This is a genomic window from Paenibacillus sp. 2TAB19 (genome assembly GCF_052115185.1).
In the GTDB taxonomy this organism is placed as follows: domain Bacteria; phylum Bacillota; class Bacilli; order Paenibacillales; family Paenibacillaceae; genus Pristimantibacillus.
The window spans coordinates 61,144-80,122 of the sequence record NZ_JBFRGE010000008.1; the positions used below are offsets into that span (position 1 = coordinate 61,144).

Here is an 18,979-nt window from a genome sequence, read left to right on the forward strand (position 1 = left end):
TAGATGAACGATGGAATGAATTTATCACCCATTAGAAGAGGAGCATGAACATTATGACTATGATGTTAAAAACGCATAACTGCGGCAGCTTGACGAAAGCCGACGTAGGCCAATCGGTAATCTTGAACGGCTGGGTACAACGTCGTCGCGACCTTGGCGGCGTATTATTTATCGATCTTCGCGACCGTACGGGTATCGTTCAAACGGTATTCAACCCTGATTTCTCCGGTGACGCGCTCGCTATTGCCGACCGTGCCCGCAACGAATTCGTACTTGCCGTAGAAGGCAAAGTCGTAGAACGCGATCCAGAAACGTACAACGCGAACCTGGCAACAGGCGAGATTGAGATCCGCGTAACGAAAATCGAAGTATTGAACGCAGCCAAGACTCCTCCGTTCCCAATCGAGGATGGCGTTGAAGTAGACGAATCGCTTCGTCTGAAATACCGTTACCTGGACCTGCGTCGTCCGGAAATGCAAAAAACATTGCTGCTTCGCTCGAAATCGGCTAAGATTTTCCGCGATTTCCTTGACGGCGAAGGCTTCATCGACATTGAAACGCCAATCCTGACGAAGAGCACGCCGGAAGGCGCTCGCGATTACTTGGTGCCAAGCCGCGTGCATGAAGGCGAGTTTTTCGCGCTACCGCAATCGCCGCAAATTTTCAAGCAATTGCTGATGGTCGGCGGCATTGAGCGCTACTACCAAATCGCACGCTGCTTCCGAGATGAGGATCTTCGCGCTGACCGTCAACCGGAATTCACGCAAGTCGACATCGAGACATCGTTCCTGTCGCAGGATCAATTGCTAGCTCTTATGGAACAGCTTGCTGCTAAGCTGCTTCGCGAGACGATTGGCGTCGAGCTGGCGCTTCCGTTCCAACGCATCACTTACGCGGACGCGATGAACAAATACGGCTCCGACAAGCCTGATCTTCGTTTCGGCCTGGAAATTCAAGACATTACGGACATCGTATCGACGAGCGAAGTGAAAGTGTTCGCAAGCGTTGCTGCTGGCGGCGGCGTTGTCAAAGCTTTGAACGCGAAAGGCTGCGCGAGCTGGAGCCGCAAGGAGCTAGACGACCTGCAACCGTTCGCGGCACGCTACGGCGGCAAAGGTCTTGCTTGGATCACGGTGAAGGACGGCGAGTGGCGCGGTCCGATCGTGAAGTTCTTGAAGCCTGAAGAAATCGCGGCTTTGACAGAGCGTCTTCAAGTCGAAGAAGGAGACTTGCTTACCTTCTCCGCCGACAAGAAAAAAGTCGTTGCCGACGTGCTTGGCAACCTGCGCCTGAAGCTAGGCCGCGACCTCGGTCTGATCGACGAGTCGCAATTCAAATTCGCATGGGTCGTTGACTTCCCGCTGCTTGGCTATGATGAGGAAGCGAAACGTTATGTTGCAGAACATCACCCGTTCACGCGTCCGAACGAAGATGACCTTCATTTCTTCGATACCGATCCAGGACAAATCCGCGCGCAAGCGTATGACCTTGTTCTGAACGGCTACGAAGTAGGCGGCGGTTCGATGCGTATCTACAAACGCGAAGTACAAGAGCAAATGTTCAAAGCGCTTGGTTTCACAATGGAAGAAGCGCAAGAGAAATTCGGCTTCTTGCTTGATGCTTTCGAGTACGGAACGCCTCCGCACGGCGGCATCGCCTTCGGCTTCGACCGTCTCATCATGCTGCTTGCCGGACGCACGAACCTGCGTGAAACGATTGCCTTCCCTAAGACGGCAAGCGCAACGGATCTGCTCTGCGATGCGCCTTCCGAGGTGGAATTGTCGCAGCTTGAGCAGCTTCATATCCGTACCGTGCTTAAGCCTAAGCCGGTTGCGGCAGCTGCCGGAGCGGCCAAGGAACAAGGCGAATAATAGACGAAGATTAGCAAAGGAGGCGGCAGCTGAATGCTTCATCAATTTTCACGTACGGAGCTGGCTATAGGGCCTGAAGGACTCGAGCTGATGAAGGGGAGCACGGTTGCCGTGCTCGGCATCGGCGGCGTCGGCTCGATCGCGGCGGAGGCGCTGGCTCGTACCGGCGTCGGCCGCATTATTCTGATCGACAAGGACGTTGTCGATATTACGAATATTAATCGGCAGATTCATGCGCTGACGACGACGGTCGGAGAGCCGAAGGCCGATCTGATGCGCGACCGCATTAAGCTTATTAATCCGGAATGCGAGGCGATCTCGCTGCGGATGTTTTATACGGAAGAGACATATGAGCAGCTGTTTGCTTATCCGCTCGATTACGTGGTTGACGCTTCGGATACGATTTCGTACAAAATCCACTTGATCAAGCAATGCCTGGAACGGAAGATTCCGATCATCTCCAGCATGGGCGCTGCGAACAAAATGGATCCGACGAAGTTCCAAGTCGTCGACATCTCCAAGACGCATACCGATCCGATAGCGCGCGTCGTTCGCACGAAGCTGCGCAAGGACGGCATCAAGAAGGGCGTTAAGGTCGTATTCTCGTCCGAGCTGCCGAATAAGCCTCGTGAAGATGTTACGCAGCGAATCGTGCCGGAGAACGCGCCGGAAATTCGCAAAGCGCAGCAGCCGCCGGCAAGCAACGCTTTCGTTCCGCCAGTCGCGGGACTTATTATGGTGAGCGTTGTGGTCAAGGATATGTTGGAGGCCGGAGGCATCAAGGTATGAATGCGGAGCTCGTCAAGAAGCTGCGCTTAAGCGCCGAGATGGCAGTGCTCGTCATTCAGCCGCCCGATAGCAGCTATTTGACGGAGCTTGGCTTATCCGAGCTGGCTGTGGAGGCTGAGGCAGGCGAAGGGCATTACGATTACGTACTGCTGTTCGCCAGATCACTTGCCGATCTGGAGGCCAAGGGTCCGGCCGCGATTCGCTCGCTTAAGGAAGACGGCATGCTTTGGATCGCTTATCCAAAGGGGACGTCCATGATTAAGACCGATCTGAATCGGGATACGGGCTGGAAGCTCATGCAGACGATGGGGATGGAAGGCGTGGCGATGATCTCGATGGACGATACGTGGTCCGTCATGCGCTATCGCTCCGCATCTGCTGTCAAGAAGAAGCCGGCGAGCTTGAAGAAGGCTGCTTCCGCATCCGTGGCAGCGGTACAATCCTCCTCTGTCGCGGCGGAGACAGTAATCCCTGAGGATGTAGTCGCAGCGTTCGGCCAGTCGCCGGCAGCCCAGCAGTTCTTCGGAACGCTGACCGCTGCTATGCGCCGCGATTACGTTAACTGGGTAACAGAAGCGAAGCGCGAGGATACGCGTACGAAGCGGATTGCGTCGATGGTCGAGAAGTTAGAGCACGGCCTGAAGCGTCCGACGGACAAGCTATAAATTGGGAAAGGACCATGACTTGAGCGGCTTAGCGCCGCTTCGGTCATGGTCCTTTTTTTTTTGTTGGGCTGTTACATGACAAACATCCACCTCTGTAACGGCATATGTGCTCATTGATGAGGCAATAAATATAACTGCAAAATACGGAATAGACTGTTGACCGCAACGCTGGCGAACAAATGTGCTTGTATGCTATGATCGAGTTAACAGATTAACAGGTGGAGAAGGTAGAGGGACAGCATGGACTTATTTTCATACCAAGAGGAAGAAGCGCCGAGGGCAAGGCTGCTGGCTGATCGAATGCGTCCGCAGACGCTGGATGAATATATTGGACAAGAGCATATTGTGGGAACGGGCAAGCTGCTTCGCAGGGCGATAGAGGGCGACCAAGTGTCATCGATCCTTTTATACGGTCCGCCGGGATGCGGCAAGACGACGCTGGCTCATATTATATCGCTGAAGACGGCAGGAGATTTCGTTAAGCTGAACGCGGTCGATGCGTCGGTGAAGGATGTGCGGGAGGTTATCGACCGTGCCCGCGTGAGCAAATCGATGTACGGCAAGAAGACGATCCTGTTTCTGGACGAGGTCCATCGGTTCAATACATCGCGTCAGGATGCGCTGCTGCCTGCTGTGGAGCAGGGCATTATTATTTTCATAGGGGCGACGACGGAAAATCCGTTCCATCATGTGAACGGCGCTTTGCTGTCGCGCTCAACGCTGTTTCAATTGGAGCCGCTGGGCGAGGAGCATGCGTACGAGGCGATGCGCCGGGCGCTCGTGGATCGCGAGCGCGGCCTCGGCTTCATGACGCTGCATGCCGACGAGGAGGCGCTGCAGCATATCGCGTCGATGGCCGGCGGCGATATTCGCCGAGCGCTCAATGCGCTTGAGCTGGCGGCGGTGACGACGCCTTCCGAGCCCGACGGCTCGGTGCGCATTACGCTGGAGGTTGCGCAGGAGTCGGTACGCAAGCCGTCCATTCGTGCCGACATGTCCACGCAGTATGACGTACTGTCGGCGTTTCACAAGAGCGTGCGAGGTTCTAGCGACGCCGCGCTGTTCTGGTTCTTGTACGCGGTAGAGAAGCTGGGCATGGACCCGATGACGTTCATTCGGCGGCTTATCGTCGCGTGCAGCGAAGACATTGGACTTGCCAACCCGCAGGCGATGATCCAGGCAGTGACGGCGATGGACGCCTATCACAAGATCGGCTGGCCGGAGGCGAAGTACAATATCTCGCAGGCGATTCTATTCGCGGTCGAGAGTCCGAAATCGAACGCCACAGCGATCGCCATCGGCAATGCAACGGCAGCGATCGAACGGGCGGGAAATGCCGAAGTGCCGCTGCATCTGCGCGATACGCATTATAAGGGCGCACAGCAGCTCGGGCATGAAGKGTACAAGTATCCGCATGATTACCCGAACCATTACGTGAAGCAGCAGTATTTGCCCGACGTTTTGCACGGAGCTGCTTTCTATAAAGCTACAGACCAAGGCACGGAAAACAAAATACAACAAAACCAGAATCATCGAAAATCGTCGCAATAAAATTTTGGAAATTTCGATTGACGCTGGAAATGTTATATGATACCATTTAAAGCATACTAATCCACTAGGAATAAACGGTATACCGGTTAACCGGAGACCCTATCTAATCAGATAGCGCGTCTTCGGTTTTTTTATTTTATTATCGCAATAGAACGAGGAGGCAGACCAATGAGCAAGGCAAACAGGCAAATCAAGCTAGGCGCTTTCTTAATGACGCCCGGCCATCATGTAGCGGCGTGGAGATATCCGGATACGGAAGCTTCGGAAGTGTTGAATTTCAAGTTTTACAAAAAGCTGGCCCAAATCGCGGAGCAAGGCAAATTCGACTTGTTATTTCTCGCTGACGGTTATGCGGTATCTGAAACGTATCCAGAAGCGGTTACTCAGACGGTTACGGTGCGGCCGGAACCGATTACGCTGTTGTCCGCGTTATCCTCGGTAACCGAGCATGTCGGACTTGTCGGGACGGTATCAACCACATACAATGAGCCGTTTCACGTAGCCCGCAAATTCGCTTCGCTCGATCATCTTAGCGATGGCCGGGCAGCCTGGAATGTGGTTACCTCGGGAAATCCAGCCGAAGCGAAAAACTTCAACAAGGATGACCATTTGCTCCATTCGCTTCGTTACGAGCGCGCGCAAGAGTTTCTTGATGTGGTGAAGGGCTTGTGGGACAGCTGGGAAGACGATGCTTTCGTCTATGACAAGGATAACGCGGTATTCGCCGATAGAAGCAAGCTGCATACGCTTCACCATAAAGGGGAGTGGTTCTCCGTTCGCGGTCCGCTCAACGTGGCCAGACCCGTACAAGGGTATCCGGTCATTGTGCAAGCAGGCGCTTCCGAGCCAGGCAAGGAGATTGCGGCAAGAACGGCAGAGGTTATCTTTACCGCCTGGCAAACGCTAGAAGAGGCGCAAGCATTCTATTCGGATGTGAAGGGACGGTTACGCAAATACGGTCGTTCGCCGGATGAACTGCTCATCATGCCGGGGGTATTCCCGATCATTGGACGTACGGAAGAAGAAGCGAAAGAGAAGAAAGCCCAATTGGAGCAACTGATTCCTTTGGAGGCCGGGGTAAGCTTGCTCTCCAATCTGATTAGCGTGGATCTAAGCCCGTATCCTGTTGACGGCCCGTTGCCGGATCTTCCCGAGCTCGAGCAAATTAACGGGGGGAAAAGCCGCTTCACGCTGCTGAAGGATTTGGCGGAACGAGAGGGCTTAACGATTCGGCAATTGTATCAACGAATCGCGGGAGCTAGAGGACATCGCGAGATTCTTGGCACGCCTGTCCAGATTGCCGATCAATTGGAGGAATGGTTCGTTAACGGCGCTGCAGACGGCTTTAATGTTATGCCTCCTTATTTGCCGGGCGGCTTAGAGGATTTCACCCGGCTCGTTGTACCTGAGCTGCAGCGCAGAGGGTTATTCCGTACCGAATACGAAGGAACGACGTTAAGGGGCAATTTAGGACTCAAAAGACCTCCGCACCCCGCTGTTGTTCAATCATCATTCGAGAGCACAATCGAAACCGACCGGTCAACCGGAGGTCTTGTCTCCCCTAATAAGGCAGATGAGGCCTCTTTTCATTCCGTGAAGAGGTAGGAGGAGAAAGATGACCATGAACAAAAGTCAGGAGACAATCGCAACGACAAGCCGGCGTTCCATTCGACTGGATGAGAAGCTCATCGGCGCTGCAGAGGAGCATACAGCCTATGGCCGTGAATGGACGAAAGTCGCGCATGTAACGGACAATGCGGAGCATCCGCTTAGGGAGCAGGCCTACCTGCTGCCGAGTTCACTGGATGATCTGAGGCGCAAGAGAACCGGATATTACAGCTTATCCGATGGCGGTTCGGTATTCGGAAACGGTTGGGCTGATTACGCGCATTCCTTGCTTGCGGGGTGGTACGGACATGTATCCTTGCTATCTTCTGTGAATCCGCCAGCAGCTAAAGGACGATTGGCGGCTCTGTTCCAGCAAAGCTTAAAGCAGCGGGCGATTATTACGACTTCATTCCAGCCAATAGTTAGAAAAAACGCGGATCTGCCGATTGTTCAGTATACGAAGGAAGGTATAACTTTGCATGGCGAGCAGACCTTTGACTCCGATACGTTGTTCGCGGACGAATTACTGGTGTTCATTCGTGAACAAGGGGAAGCAGCGCCTGCTTCGGCGGTTCTTATTCCCGTTCAATCTGCCGGATTAGAACTCAGACCGTATGGAGCCCAGGCAGAGAGCCTGAACGCAGGTGTTCAGGTGTCGTACGAACATGTAGTGATACCGAGGGAGAGAATATTGCACGATAACGATGCTCCGGAGCTTCGCAGTCTGCTAGGTCATCACCATGTCAAAGCGATCGCCGACTACCAATGGGTATCGAGACAGCTTGATGCGCTGGAGCTTGTTACGGGCACGGCATTCGCTCTGGCGGAGCTGACAGGCGAGGTCAAGGAGCTGCATATTCAAGGCGACCTAGGCGAGGTTATTCAAAATGTGGAGACGTTAAAGGCGCTGATCCATGCTGCGGAGATCGGGGCGGATGCCGGCTTAACCGGAATCGTTCTGCCTTCGAGTGTTCCGCTGGAAGCAGCTCGCAAAGCAGGCGGCCTCTATTATGCTCATGCCGTGCAAGTGTTGCAACGGATAGGAGCCGGCATATTTGTGCGTGACCAGCATCTCTTGCGGCAAAGGAAAGAGGGGGAGAAGCCAACGATCCTCCAGCTGGGTTGGCGGCTCTCGGGAAGCGCGGAGGCTGCTAAGCGCAAGCTGCATGAGTTGCATGCGTTTGGAGATCCGATTGTGCAGTCGTCAGAGTTGTTCAGACAATATCCCGTACAGGTGCTGCGTGAAAGATATAAGCAATTCTGGCAAGGCATTGATACAAGGTCGAAAGCAAATCCAAAGGAGGCTCAGCTATGACGGTAAAGATAGCGGCGAGAAAGGTTGGCATGCAGTTTAAAGCATTGAATGAGGCTGGCAAGAAAGACAGTATATCGGTGCTCGACGACTTCGATCTAGACGTCAAAGAAGGAGAATTTCTTGCTATACTCGGGCCGAGCGGCTGCGGCAAGTCGACTTTCTTGAATATATTGGCGGGGCTATCCCGCCAAACGGAAGGAGATATCGAGGTTGACGGCAAGCCGATCAACGGAGTCGACAAGAAGCACGGCGTCGTGTTCCAAGGGTATGCGCTGTTTCCATGGCGCACGGTGCTTCAGAACGTCGAGGTAGGCCTGCAAATTCGAGGGGTTCGAGCGAAGGAGCGGAAGGAAATCGCGCGTGAATATATCCAGCTTGTCGGCTTGCAAGCGTTCGAGAACCGTTATCCGCATGAGCTGTCCGGCGGCATGAAGCAGCGTGTAGCGATTGCCCGTTCGCTAGCCTACGAGCCGGATGTGCTGCTCATGGATGAGCCTTTCGCTGCGCTTGACGCGCAAACGAGGGAAATCCTTCAGTCGGAGCTGCTGCGTATTTGGGATTCGAAGAAAAAAACGATCGTGTTCATCACGCACAGTCTGGACGAGGCGATCTTCTTGGCCGATCGGGTCGCGGTCATGACGGCAAGACCCGGCAAAATTAAAGAGTTGATCGACATTCCGCTGGAGCGACCGCGACCGGCCGATATTCGCAATTCCGAGGCGTTCGTCAAGCTGCGCCAAAGAGCGTGGGAGATCTTGAAGGATGAAGTAGATAAATCCGATTCATTGGGTCAACTTGGAGTTAAGCCGGCGCCTGCACACACCGTTGTAGCAATAGCAGGAGCACATGGGGGAGGACAGCCGTACCAGGTTGCCGCTGAATTATTGCCCGAGAAGGCAGCGAACCATGGCTAAGACGGATGAAGGATGTGAGTGCTTATGACGTCAACGGCAGGAAGCCGCTATATACAAAGATTGAATGACGGAAGAAGAGTATGGCTGAACGGAAATATCGTACCGGATATAAGGTCGTCCCCCGCCTTTCGGGGGACGATTGAATCGGTGGCAGCCATTATGGATCTGCAAGACGACCCGTCTGTAGAGCAACAGTTAACGTTCATTGCCGAGACCGGGGCTAGAGCGAATCTTGCCTTCCTCATACCGGAGCAGAAGGAGGATTTATTTCGTCGCAGCCATTCCTTCAAGCTATGGTCGGATGCTACATTCGGCGTTATGAGCCGCGTCGGCGGATTTTATCGCTCGCAGTTGACCGGTTGGCATATTGCCAAAGGACTGATCCGCGATGAGCAACCGCAATTTGCCCAAAAAATATCCGATTACTTCGCTTACGTAAGAGATAATGACTTGCTTCTTACAGCGGCGGGTCATGATCCGCAGATCGATAGGACGAAGCTTGCGTCGGAATTAGGCGATCTGTACACTGCGGTTCGCATCGTGCGTGAGACGGAAGACGGAATCATCGTAAGGGGCGCGAAGATGATTGCTACAGGCGGACCTTATATGGATGAAATCATGGTCTCTCCTCATAGCAAAAAAACAGGCGACGAGCAGCAATATGCCGTCATGTTCGCCATTCCTGTCAATCAAGAGGGTGTTCATCTTATTTGTCGGGAATCGTTTGCCTCGGAACGAGATGAATGGGAGGATCATCCGCTCAGCGCGCATTACGATGAGATGGATGCCGTGCTCGTATTCGAAGATGCGCTGATACCTTGGGAACGGGTGTTCATTAAGGAAGATCCTGAAGCGATCTGGAAAATCCGCTCCGATCGAACGGTATCTTCGCTCAGCCTGCACGAGAACATCGTTCGTTTGGTAAGCAAGCTGGAATTTACGGCAACGGTCGGCAACGAGCTTGCTGAATCGATAGGCATTACGAGATTCGCGCATGTTCAGGATAAGCTGGCCGAGCTTTTCTTCCAGCTGGAGTCGATCAGATCTCTTCTCTTATCCGCCGAGCATCATGCGATCTATAGCCCGCATGGCGTATGGGAGCCCGCGCTTCAGCCGATCTTGACGGCCAAAAACTTAGGCAATCGTTATTATCCGAGAGCGCTGGAAATCCTTCAGCAGCTATCGGGCGCCGGGATGCTGCAAGTGCCGTCTACCATTGCCGAGCTGAGAGGCCCGCTTGGCACCCAGTTACAAACCTATTACCGGGGGGCGGACCGTGGAGCGGAAGAGCGAGTCAGACTGCTTAAGCTGGCTTGGGAGCTGGTAGGCAGCCAGCTGGGCGCCAGGCATGAGCTGTATGAACGCTTCTATGCGGGCGATCCCGTACGTACATACGCAGGCCAGTATACCGAGTACGACAAACAAGCGCTGCTCGATAAGGCTTTGCGCATATCCGTATGATCCCCGTCATTCGGCATCGTTTGTTCCGTATCGCGGTCGGGTTTACGCTGCTGCTAATGGCGCTTCTCGCATTCCCTTATGCGTCTGTATCCGCACATTCGTCATTGACGAGAGCAATACCGGCACCGGATAGCCGACTGGAAGCTTCGCCTCCGGAAGTTACGCTATCGTTTAACGAAAGAATTGAGAATACAGGCTTTGAGGTAAAGGTATATAACCGTCAAGGACTACCGGTTACGGAATCCGAGGCGGTCATAGATAAGAATCGAAAAACGTTGACTTTAGCGCTCCCGCGGCTGGAGGGCGGAGGTTATACCGTCACTTACCGTCTCCTGTCGGCAGACGGTCATCCGATCAAAGCATCGTATGTATTCACGGTAGGAGCAATGACGGACGCCAATATCGGCTATTCCTCGGCTGCGCGTCTTCATGAAGAGCATGATATCGGGAAAAATGCAGGTTATTGGGTCATAAGAGCTTTCTATTATCTCGCTTTGCTTGCCGCGACTGGCTGGGCTGGCTTGCAGCTATACGCCAAAGGGCTCGTCGATGAGAATCGTCGGAAATATATGCAGTGGCAAAAGCTTCTGCTAACGGTACTGTTGCTGGCGTACGGGCTCCTTGCTTGGAGCGATTACCGCAATTTGGCGGAAGAATTCGAAGCGTCTGACCTCACTGCTATACTGACCCGTACATCGATTGGTATTTCTTACATGCTTTCCTTGGTTATCGCCGTCGCTGGATATTTCATATTAGGCAGGCGGAAAGGCGTCGATGCGGGTTGGGTGCTGTTGCTTATCGCTGCTAAAGGCTTGAATGGCCATGCTATGGGATTTGCAATTCCGATCGTGACATTCGCGCTAGATGTAGCGCATTTGGTTGCGGCGAGTCTATGGGCAGGTGTTCTGCTTGCATTCGTAGCGTTCGGAACAAGAAAGAGAAGCAGCAATGCCGAATCGTACTATCCCGTGCTCTCGYAAACAGCTCTTATAGCAATCGCTCTGCTTGTCGTCAGCGGCCTGACCACTGCAATCTTGTATACGGACGGCTTCAAGCATCTGCTCGATACTTGGTGGGGAAGGTTGATGCTTGGCAAAGCCGGGCTTGTGCTGCTCGTGATTGCAACAGGCGGACTCATTCGCTCGCAAATCAGAAAGCGAAGGCGAAGCCGATTGTTTGCGTGGTTGGGCGTGGATCTCGTATTGTTCGTGGCCATCATCGCAATAACCGGCATATTCACGTACCTGAATCCGCTCGCCGCGACAGGGCCGCTATTCTGGCATGAGAACGTGAAGGGCGTACATATTGCCGTCATTATTACGCCTAACGAGCCGGGATCTGTCAATCAATTCAATGTTTCCGTTGGCGGTCAAGCCGCAGGAGGCAGCGAAAAAGAGCTTAGAAAGGTAACGCTGCGGCTGCATTACGAGGATAATCCGGATATTGCGCCGGTCGATGTCGCATTGAAAGAGGTCCGAACGAATGGAAGCCCGTTAAGTCTTTACGACTTTAATTACAGCGTAGAAGGGAACTATCTCTTGTTTCCCGGCAAATGGAAGCTTGAGGTGCGCGTTCTGAACGCGGACGCGGATGAATTCGCGACCGAGAAAGTGTTCTATAGCGAAGCAAGATAGGAAACCYGGTCAGCAATAAACAGGAGGAGAGGGAGAGGTTATGAGAAGAGTATTACCGATAGCGATTATCGCCGCACTGTGGCTGACGCTATTCGCCGGAACGGCTTCGGCGCATGTAACGGTATCTCCTGCGGAAACGACGCAGGGGTCGTATGAGGTGTTTACGGTAAGAGTTCCGACGGAGAAGGAGTCGTCGACGACGAAAGTGGAGGTGTTATTCCCGGACAGCGTATCGATAAGCCGCGTACAGCCGCAAGCAGGGTGGAGCTACCGATTCGATACGAATGCGGACGGTAATCATACGGCGATCGTATGGACGACGGAAGGAGAAGGTCTGAAGGACGGCGAGTTCGGTGAATTCAAGCTCCAGGGCAAGGTGTCGGATGATGCGAAGGAGCTTGTCTGGAAAGCGTTCCAGACGTATGCGGACGGTTCGGTAGTGGAATGGATCGGAGGCGCAGAGGCGGATACTCCTGCTTCGGTTACAAAGGTGCTTCCCGGAACAGGCAGCGACGGCCACCATGCTGCAGGCGCGGGGCATGTTCTAGCCAGCTCGCCGCCCAATTCGGGTTATGAAGGTTGGCTAAGCTCATCCGCTTTCTATGTCGCGCTTGCGGCGCTGGCYGCTGGAGTTATCGCCTTGTCTTTGACGCTGCGTAGAAGAAAAGGAATTGCTTAACGAAAGTTACTATTTTCATATGAGGAGCGTAAAAAAATGATAATCGACAAATTAGCAAAAAAGGGACATTTAACAAAGCTGGCCGCCATCATCGTGCTGGCACTTTCGATTAGCGCATGCGGCAATGCCGGTAATAAAGAAGGAAATTCCACTACAACTGGCAATAGCGGGGCCGCGTCGGACAATAAAGAGATCGTAGAATTCAAATATCCTGACAACCCGGGCTTTGATCTCGTTTACTTGGCAGATGAGCTTGGTTATTTCGACGGAACGACAACCAAACCAAAGTATGTCGGCAAAATAGCCGCACCGCAAATTATTCCATTGGTCGGCACGGGCGACATCGATTTTGGCTCCCGAATGGTGCCGCTTGTCATATCGGCAATTGCTAGCGGCGCCGACATTAAAGTCGTCTCCGCAGGGGGCAAGACGCTTCAAGAAGCACCTCATATGAAGTATTTCGTAAGGGACGACGGCAGCATTAAAACGCCTAAAGATTTGGAAGGCAAGACGATTGGATTCAATAGCTTCGGAGCTTGCGCGGAATTTGTATCGAAGAAATGGTTCAAGGAGCAGGGAGTCGACATTAGTAAAATCGAGTTCCTCGTCGTACCTGACGATAAGCAGGAGCAGACGCTGGAGCAAGGCGGAATCGATCTTGCCATTATCCATGCGCCGTTCTCGGGCAAAGCGGAATACAATGAGAAGCTGGTCAAATTATGGAGCGACTACGATCTTGACGGCGGGTTAGGCGGAATGGCCCCGTACAGCGTAAACGGCAAATTCGCGAAGGAGCATCCGCAAGCGGTTAAGGATTTTGTATCGGCAATTGCCAAAACCGCGAATTGGGTCAATGAAAATCCAGATGAAGCAAAAGGAATTATTGCGAAGCGGCTCGGCGTAGATGTGAAATATATCGATCGCTTTGCATATGTGGATGACCTGGTTGTAACGGAGGATCCGATTCAATACTATATCGATATTTTGGAAGAATACGACAAAATTCCGAAGGGCAAGATTACGGTCAAGGACGTATATACGAATGAATTCAATGAATTCGCCGGGAAGACGGCTGCTATAACGGACACCGACAAAGAGAGCGGCAGCGATGCTACTACGTAACGGTATCTTTGTTCTTATAAATCCAACTAAACCAATGAAAGGAGTATAGTATGAAGTTGAACACTAAATGGCTTTCAAAAACGATCGATCGCAGTTTGGCGATTCTATTGTTCTTCGTCGTGTGGGAGCTGCTGCCTCGTCTCGGCATTGTTAACCCGGCCTACTTAAGCCCGCCGTCCGATGTTGTCATCTCCATTGGGAAGCTCATCTCGAACGGAGAGCTTTGGACGCATGTCTCGGCAAGCTTGCGCAGGTCGTTATCCGGCTTGCTGCTCGCGATTGCATCCGGTACGCTGCTCGGTTTGCTGCTGGGCTGGTTCAAGCGCTTCGAAACGATTCTGGATCCGTTGCTGCAGTTGGCAAGGCAGGTATCGGCATTCGCCTTGTTCCCTGTATTCATTCTATTTCTCGGTATCGGCGAATCATCCAAAACGGCTATCATTTTTTGGGCATCGTTCTGGCCGATTCTGCTCAATACCGTGAGCGGCGTCAAGCATGTCGAGAAGCTGCTTATCGATTCGGCAAAGTCTATGGGCGGCTCGCAGCTGTTCATTTTCTTCCGGGTTATTTTGCCGGCGGCCGCTCCCAGTATTTTTACGGGCATTCGCTTAGGCGGGGCTTATTGTATCACGGCATTGGTAGCTGCTGAAATGATCGGCTCCTCGGCAGGACTTGGCTTCTATATTCTCAACTCGCAGGAAATATTCCAAATTCCAGATATGTACGCAGGCATTATTTTGCTTGCGGTAGTAGGTCTGCTGCTCAATTATGTGCTTGCCTTGATCGAGGCGCGGTTCACACGCTGGCGGAAAGGTCTGGCGAACAATGCCTAGCTATAGGAGGCAGTCGGTATGAATAGGTTGCAGGGCGGCATAGCTTGGTTACTCCTGCTGGCGGCTTTGTCGCTGCTGATAGGCTGTACTCGGCAGCAATTTGCCGCCGGGCCATCTGCTGAGCAAACGATCCGGTTGCCTGTCGAAGCAGGCAAGCTGAAATTTGGTTACAGCGGCAACAGCATCTTCATCGGACTTAAGGAGCAAGGCAAGCTTGAGGCTAAGCTTGCTTTGCAATCGATTGTTCTGGAATGGACGTCGTATGATGACGATGCGGCATTGTATGAAGCGATTGAGGCGGGGCGTGTCGATATCGGCTCGGTAGGCGATGCGACTCCCGCTTTCTTGTATAGGGAAGGTTCGTCTGTTGTTTATTTGGCTGCCGAGCCAGCGAATCCGACCGCTTATGCCGTTGCGGTGCCGCTGGATTCCGACATCTATTCGGCGGATGATCTGAAGGGAAAGAAGATAGGCTACACTTCTTATTCGAATGAGCACTTGCTGCTGCTTCAAGTCCTTGCGAGCGTACAGCTGAAGCAGAAGGATGTGAAGTCCGTAGAGCTCAGTCCAGCAGAAGTAGAACCCTCCTTCGCGGATGGGAAGGCGGACGCTTGGGTGATCGGCGAGCCTGAACGGAGCGAGATCGAAGCTCTTGGCTTGCGAGTCATCGCAGATGGCTCAGCTTCGGCGGCGAAGCGCGATATCTTAGTGTCTACACAAGAGAGCATGGAGGGAAGAGAGGCGTTATTCGAGCTCGTATTAGCGGAAATCGGAGTTTACGAGGAATGGGTGACAAGCAACGTTCACGATGCAGCCGAGCTGCTTACGACTCATACGAGCATCGAACATATTAGTTGGCTAGGTGCGTTCAGCCGCAAAGCTTACGGTACAGCACCCCTGCTGGAGAGTATCGCCAAGGATGAACAGCTTGTCATAGACACGGTCGCTTCGCTAGGYGGGAGAAAGAAAGAGTTCGGCGTTGATGAATTATTAAAATGAAAAGGCAGATCCCGTGTTGGCAATTATGCTGCCAGTGGGAACTGCCTTTTTTAAAATATAAGAAAGTATAAAATGAGATGCTTATACTTTTCTTATATTTCTCCGGAATGAAACGCGCCTCGCCGCCAGAGGACGGCGTTAGCCGTTTCACCTTGGAGTTTAAACAATCGAGAACATGAGGCCAAAATATCCGAACGCCGCTACGAGAAGCCCCATCAGAAATGCGGGCATCAGGCGGTTCGCGCGATACATCCAAATGAGTCCGCCTGCCATTAGCAGAGCGGCTGCAAACATCAGAATGCTCTCGAGGCCGGGCTTGAATGCAATCGAAATGTCCGGACTAAAGCTGCCTTGATACAAGCCGGTGAACAATGGCGACGGCGACACGGACTGCAGCGTTTCCTTCACCGTATGCGGCGGGGCTTGTTGACCTAGAACAGCGGTTGCAATCAGTACGAGAAGCGCTACGATACTTTCTGCCTTCAGCCATCTTCGCGGATTGAATGCTGCATCGCGTGCGGCAACCTTCTTGTATACGAACCCGTTCGTGAAGGCGAAGAGGAGTAGCGGCAGTATGAGCAAGTGCTTAATAAGAAGCATCTGGCCGTAGGGGAGCATCCAAGCGTTCACATATTCAGGCGTTGTGAATGTCATCAACATAATGCCTGCGCCGATCGCAACGAGGACGGCGCCGATCGCAACAGGCGAGAACCAGCCGAGGAACGCCTTCCAGTTGTCATTGTTGACCGAGAACCAGCTTACGACGAACAATATGCCGATCCATATGCTGACTGCCAAGAAGTGCGCCGAATGGACGACGAGCCCTTTGAACCCGTACAACGATGAGGCATGCCCTGCATATCCGAGCCAAACGATAAGCAGCAGGGTGATGAACAAAGCGACCTTCGGCATATGCTTGTCTGTGTTGAACGCTTTGATGCCGAGCAGACAGAGCAGACCGGCTGAGCCGACAACGGTCCAAATCCACGCCTTGCCGATGTTAAAGTCGAGCAAAATACTTTTCAAAATAGAGCCGTAAGACATATCGAAGTCCCGAACATATATGACGGCGTTATTATGTATAGGAACATAGGAGAGCAAAGGGATAGCGATGGTGCATACAACGAGCAGCCAGTTCGGTACTCGGACATCAGGCCTTCTCTGCTCCGGAATAATCCGGAGCAGGAAGCCGCCTGTCAATAGCGCAAAGCAAATGTACAGTAAGCTTTCGCTAATGTAGGTCATCTATTTGCGCCTCCGAGCAAGTAATACTACAGCCGCAATTACGATGATTGCGCCAATGACGATTACTGCGGTAGTCGTCCCGCTGATGCCAGAGCTATCCTCATCGCTTGAGCTCGTGTCGGGAGCTGCGGTTTCTGCAGGATTGTCTGTAGCGGCAGGCGTGTCAGTAGGCGCCGTTGTCGGCGCGGTCGTTGCTGCCGGCTCTTCCGTTGCAACCGGTGCGACGGTAGGTTCAGCGGCTTGCACGGTGAATGCATATTCGCCTTCTACGGAGTGTCCGTCCGTTCCGATGATTGTCCATTTGACGGTGTAGATACCATTCTGCAAGGCGCTTGGAACCGCAGCGCTCATCGTCTTGCCGTCAACAACGGTCTTATCGGTAGTAACCTGTTCACCAGCAGCATTGAACAGCTTCAGATTGCTCAGGTCCTCGATCTTCGTATTATAGGAGAGCTCGATGCTCTGCGGCGACACGGCAACAGTAGAATCTTTCTCGGGTACTGCCGTTTCAAGTTTGGAATGGGCAGATGCAACCCCCGGTACGAGCCAGAGAGCTGCGAGCAACAGTAACAGTATTTTTTTCACGGTAATCCTCCTGAAAGATAGTATGGTAGAGATGGGTCGTATACAGAATCTGATTGAATTATATCAGATTAACGTTTGCGTTAGCTTAAAAATAAATGGCTTATTCGTCTCAGCATTATGACAAATTTATGTCCGAATGGGCTTAAGGTATGCATGTTGGCGGGCTTACGGCGAATATACTTCATTACACAATACACAAAGATTGCCAAATCTTTGGCTAACAAAGGAGGTGCGCCTGTCATCGCCGCAGGCTGTGCCTAAGCGAGTGGCAGGAACCGATTGGGTGAACCTCTACCGCTCGGATTGTCTTTAACGCTCATTGTCGTTTTGGTGTTTATGAACGGTTTTTTTGTCGCTGCCGAATTTGCGATGGTGAAGGTACGGGGAAGCCGTATCGACGCGCTGATCTCCGAGGGACACGCGCGCGCGAAGCTGGCCTCACGCATGACGAACAACTTAGACGCCTACCTGTCCGCTTGCCAGCTAGGTATTACGCTTGCATCGCTTGGTCTCGGATGGATTGGTGAGCCTGCCGTCGCCAGCCTGCTTGCGCCTTGGTTCGCTCAGGTCGGCTTTCAGAACGAAGTGTTCATCCACACCGTCTCGTTCATTATTGCATTTAGTTTTATTACGGTTTTGCATATCGTGCTTGGGGAGCTCGCTCCTAAGACGGTCGCCATTCGAAAATCCGAGACGGTAACGCTGCTGACGGCGACACCGCTCGTTTTTTTTCACAAGCTGATGTATCCCTTAATATGGCTGTTGAACGGCATGGCTAATCAGTTGCTTAAAGCGATCGGCATCGAGCCGGCAACGGAGAAGGATGCAGCGCATACAGAGGAAGAAATACGTATTCTGATGAAGGAAAGCCACAAGAGAGGACTCATCGACAATACGGAGCTGACGCTTGTTGATAATATATTTGATTTCACGGAAACGAACGCGCGCGAGATTATGATTCCCCGCACCGAGATGATTTGTTTGAACACGGCGCTGACGATAGACGAGAACAAACGAATCGCGCTGGAGCAGATGCTGACGCGGTATCCGGTGTGCGAGAACGATAAAGACAATATTATCGGCTTTATTCATATTAAGGATTTGCTGAAGGACACGGCGCATAGCATCACCGATATTGCTCAAATTACGAGGCCGATTACGTCCGTGCCGGAGTCCATGCAAATTAGCATGCTGCTCAAGCTAATGCAGAAAAAAAAGACGCAAATCGCGATTCTGATCGATGAATACGGAGGCACATCGGGGCTTGTTACGCTCGAAGATATTATGGAGGAGATTGTCGGGGAAATCCAGGATGAGTTCGACGAGGAGCGGGCCGATATTGAGAAGCGGGATGATGCTTCCTACTCCATTAACGGACTCATGTTAATTGAAGCGGTTAACAGCTACTTCGGACTGGATATTGATACGGATGATTTCGATACGATTGGAGGATGGATCTATTCGCAGATCGATATTCCGCCTAAGCGCGATCAACGGGTGCATTATCCCGGCGGGTTCACCTTCATCATCGAAGAAACCGATCATTTGCGCGTATCCCGCATTAACGTGCGCAAGGATGACTGGGATAAGGGCGACGATAGCGGAAGCTCCAGCCGGTTTGGCTAACGGCAAGGTATGGTGAGAGTGGTTTGTTGCGGACCATAGGAACGCTAATTGAGCGTTTCAGCGATAAAGGAGCTCGTTAAGG

At 52.5% G+C, this 18,979-nt stretch carries 16 protein-coding genes; 14 read left to right on the plus strand and 2 right to left on the minus strand.

The genetic code is table 11. The features are described from left to right. The first annotated feature begins 59 nt into the window (after positions 1 to 59). The 13 genes from aspS (at position 60) to AB4Z33_RS05485 (ending at position 15,441) form a co-directional block, all read left to right on the plus strand. Positions 60 to 1,871, plus strand: a complete 1,812-nt coding sequence (gene aspS / locus AB4Z33_RS05425) for an aspartate--tRNA ligase (RefSeq protein WP_442049014.1) — start codon at positions 60 to 62, stop codon at positions 1,869 to 1,871. A gap of 33 nt (positions 1,872 to 1,904) precedes the next feature. After that, on the plus strand, positions 1,905 to 2,660 hold the full coding sequence (locus tag AB4Z33_RS05430; RefSeq protein ID WP_442048945.1) for a tRNA threonylcarbamoyladenosine dehydratase: 756 nt from the start codon (positions 1,905 to 1,907) through the stop codon (positions 2,658 to 2,660). Then, entirely contained in the window at positions 2,657 to 3,325 is a 669-nt protein-coding gene (locus AB4Z33_RS05435; protein WP_442048946.1) for a YdeI/OmpD-associated family protein, read from the plus strand. Before AB4Z33_RS05430 ends, AB4Z33_RS05435 begins: the two co-directional genes overlap by 4 nt. A 240-nt stretch (positions 3,326 to 3,565) precedes the next feature. Next, positions 3,566 to 4,876 carry a replication-associated recombination protein A gene (locus AB4Z33_RS05440; protein WP_442048947.1) on the plus strand — a complete coding sequence of 437 codons (1,311 nt, stop codon included), beginning with the start codon at positions 3,566 to 3,568 and terminating at the stop codon, positions 4,874 to 4,876. A gap of 168 nt (positions 4,877 to 5,044) precedes the next feature. Then, positions 5,045 to 6,481, plus strand: a complete 1,437-nt coding sequence (locus AB4Z33_RS05445; RefSeq protein ID WP_442048948.1) for an LLM class flavin-dependent oxidoreductase — start codon at positions 5,045 to 5,047, stop codon at positions 6,479 to 6,481. Between the two features lie 10 nt (positions 6,482 to 6,491). After that, positions 6,492 to 7,799: a 4-hydroxyphenylacetate 3-hydroxylase C-terminal domain-containing protein gene (locus tag AB4Z33_RS05450; protein ID WP_442048949.1), complete on the plus strand. Its 1,308-nt coding sequence runs from the start codon at positions 6,492 to 6,494 to the stop codon at positions 7,797 to 7,799. After that, positions 7,796 to 8,713, plus strand: coding sequence for an ABC transporter ATP-binding protein (locus AB4Z33_RS05455; RefSeq protein WP_442048950.1), 918 nt, complete (start codon positions 7,796 to 7,798; stop codon positions 8,711 to 8,713). Before AB4Z33_RS05450 ends, AB4Z33_RS05455 begins: the two co-directional genes overlap by 4 nt. A 24-nt stretch (positions 8,714 to 8,737) precedes the next feature. Next, positions 8,738 to 10,174 (plus strand): 4-hydroxyphenylacetate 3-hydroxylase family protein, encoded by a 1,437-nt coding sequence (locus tag AB4Z33_RS05460; protein ID WP_442048951.1) that lies wholly within the window; start codon positions 8,738 to 8,740, stop codon positions 10,172 to 10,174. Next, positions 10,171 to 11,808: a copper resistance CopC/CopD family protein gene (locus AB4Z33_RS05465; RefSeq protein WP_442048952.1), complete on the plus strand. Its 1,638-nt coding sequence runs from the start codon at positions 10,171 to 10,173 to the stop codon at positions 11,806 to 11,808. Before AB4Z33_RS05460 ends, AB4Z33_RS05465 begins: the two co-directional genes overlap by 4 nt. A gap of 40 nt (positions 11,809 to 11,848) precedes the next feature. Continuing rightward, positions 11,849 to 12,487: a YcnI family copper-binding membrane protein gene (locus AB4Z33_RS05470; RefSeq protein WP_442048953.1), complete on the plus strand. Its 639-nt coding sequence runs from the start codon at positions 11,849 to 11,851 to the stop codon at positions 12,485 to 12,487. Between the two features lie 36 nt (positions 12,488 to 12,523). Beyond that, positions 12,524 to 13,609, plus strand: coding sequence for an ABC transporter substrate-binding protein (locus tag AB4Z33_RS05475; RefSeq protein ID WP_442048954.1), 1,086 nt, complete (start codon positions 12,524 to 12,526; stop codon positions 13,607 to 13,609). A 50-nt stretch (positions 13,610 to 13,659) separates the two neighbouring features. Then, the gene (locus AB4Z33_RS05480) at positions 13,660 to 14,442 is read left to right on the plus strand and encodes an ABC transporter permease (RefSeq protein WP_337099489.1); all 783 of its coding nucleotides are present in this window, start codon (positions 13,660 to 13,662) and stop codon (positions 14,440 to 14,442) included. Between the two features lie 18 nt (positions 14,443 to 14,460). Beyond that, the gene (locus tag AB4Z33_RS05485) at positions 14,461 to 15,441 is read left to right on the plus strand and encodes an ABC transporter substrate-binding protein (RefSeq protein WP_442048955.1); all 981 of its coding nucleotides are present in this window, start codon (positions 14,461 to 14,463) and stop codon (positions 15,439 to 15,441) included. 159 nt (positions 15,442 to 15,600) lie between these two features. Here the strand turns inward: AB4Z33_RS05485 and AB4Z33_RS05490 are convergent, their stop codons facing one another. After that, positions 15,601 to 16,686 (minus strand): copper resistance D family protein, encoded by a 1,086-nt coding sequence (locus tag AB4Z33_RS05490; protein WP_442048956.1) that lies wholly within the window; start codon positions 16,684 to 16,686, stop codon positions 15,601 to 15,603. Continuing rightward, positions 16,687 to 17,271, minus strand: a complete 585-nt coding sequence (locus tag AB4Z33_RS05495; RefSeq protein ID WP_442048957.1) for a copper resistance CopC family protein — start codon at positions 17,269 to 17,271, stop codon at positions 16,687 to 16,689. It abuts the gene before it with no gap. 279 nt (positions 17,272 to 17,550) lie between these two features. Here AB4Z33_RS05495 and AB4Z33_RS05500 point away from each other — a divergent pair, with 279 nt between their 5' ends. Further along, the gene (locus tag AB4Z33_RS05500) at positions 17,551 to 18,897 is read left to right on the plus strand and encodes a hemolysin family protein (protein WP_442048958.1); all 1,347 of its coding nucleotides are present in this window, start codon (positions 17,551 to 17,553) and stop codon (positions 18,895 to 18,897) included. The last annotated feature ends 82 nt before the right edge of the window (positions 18,898 to 18,979 follow it).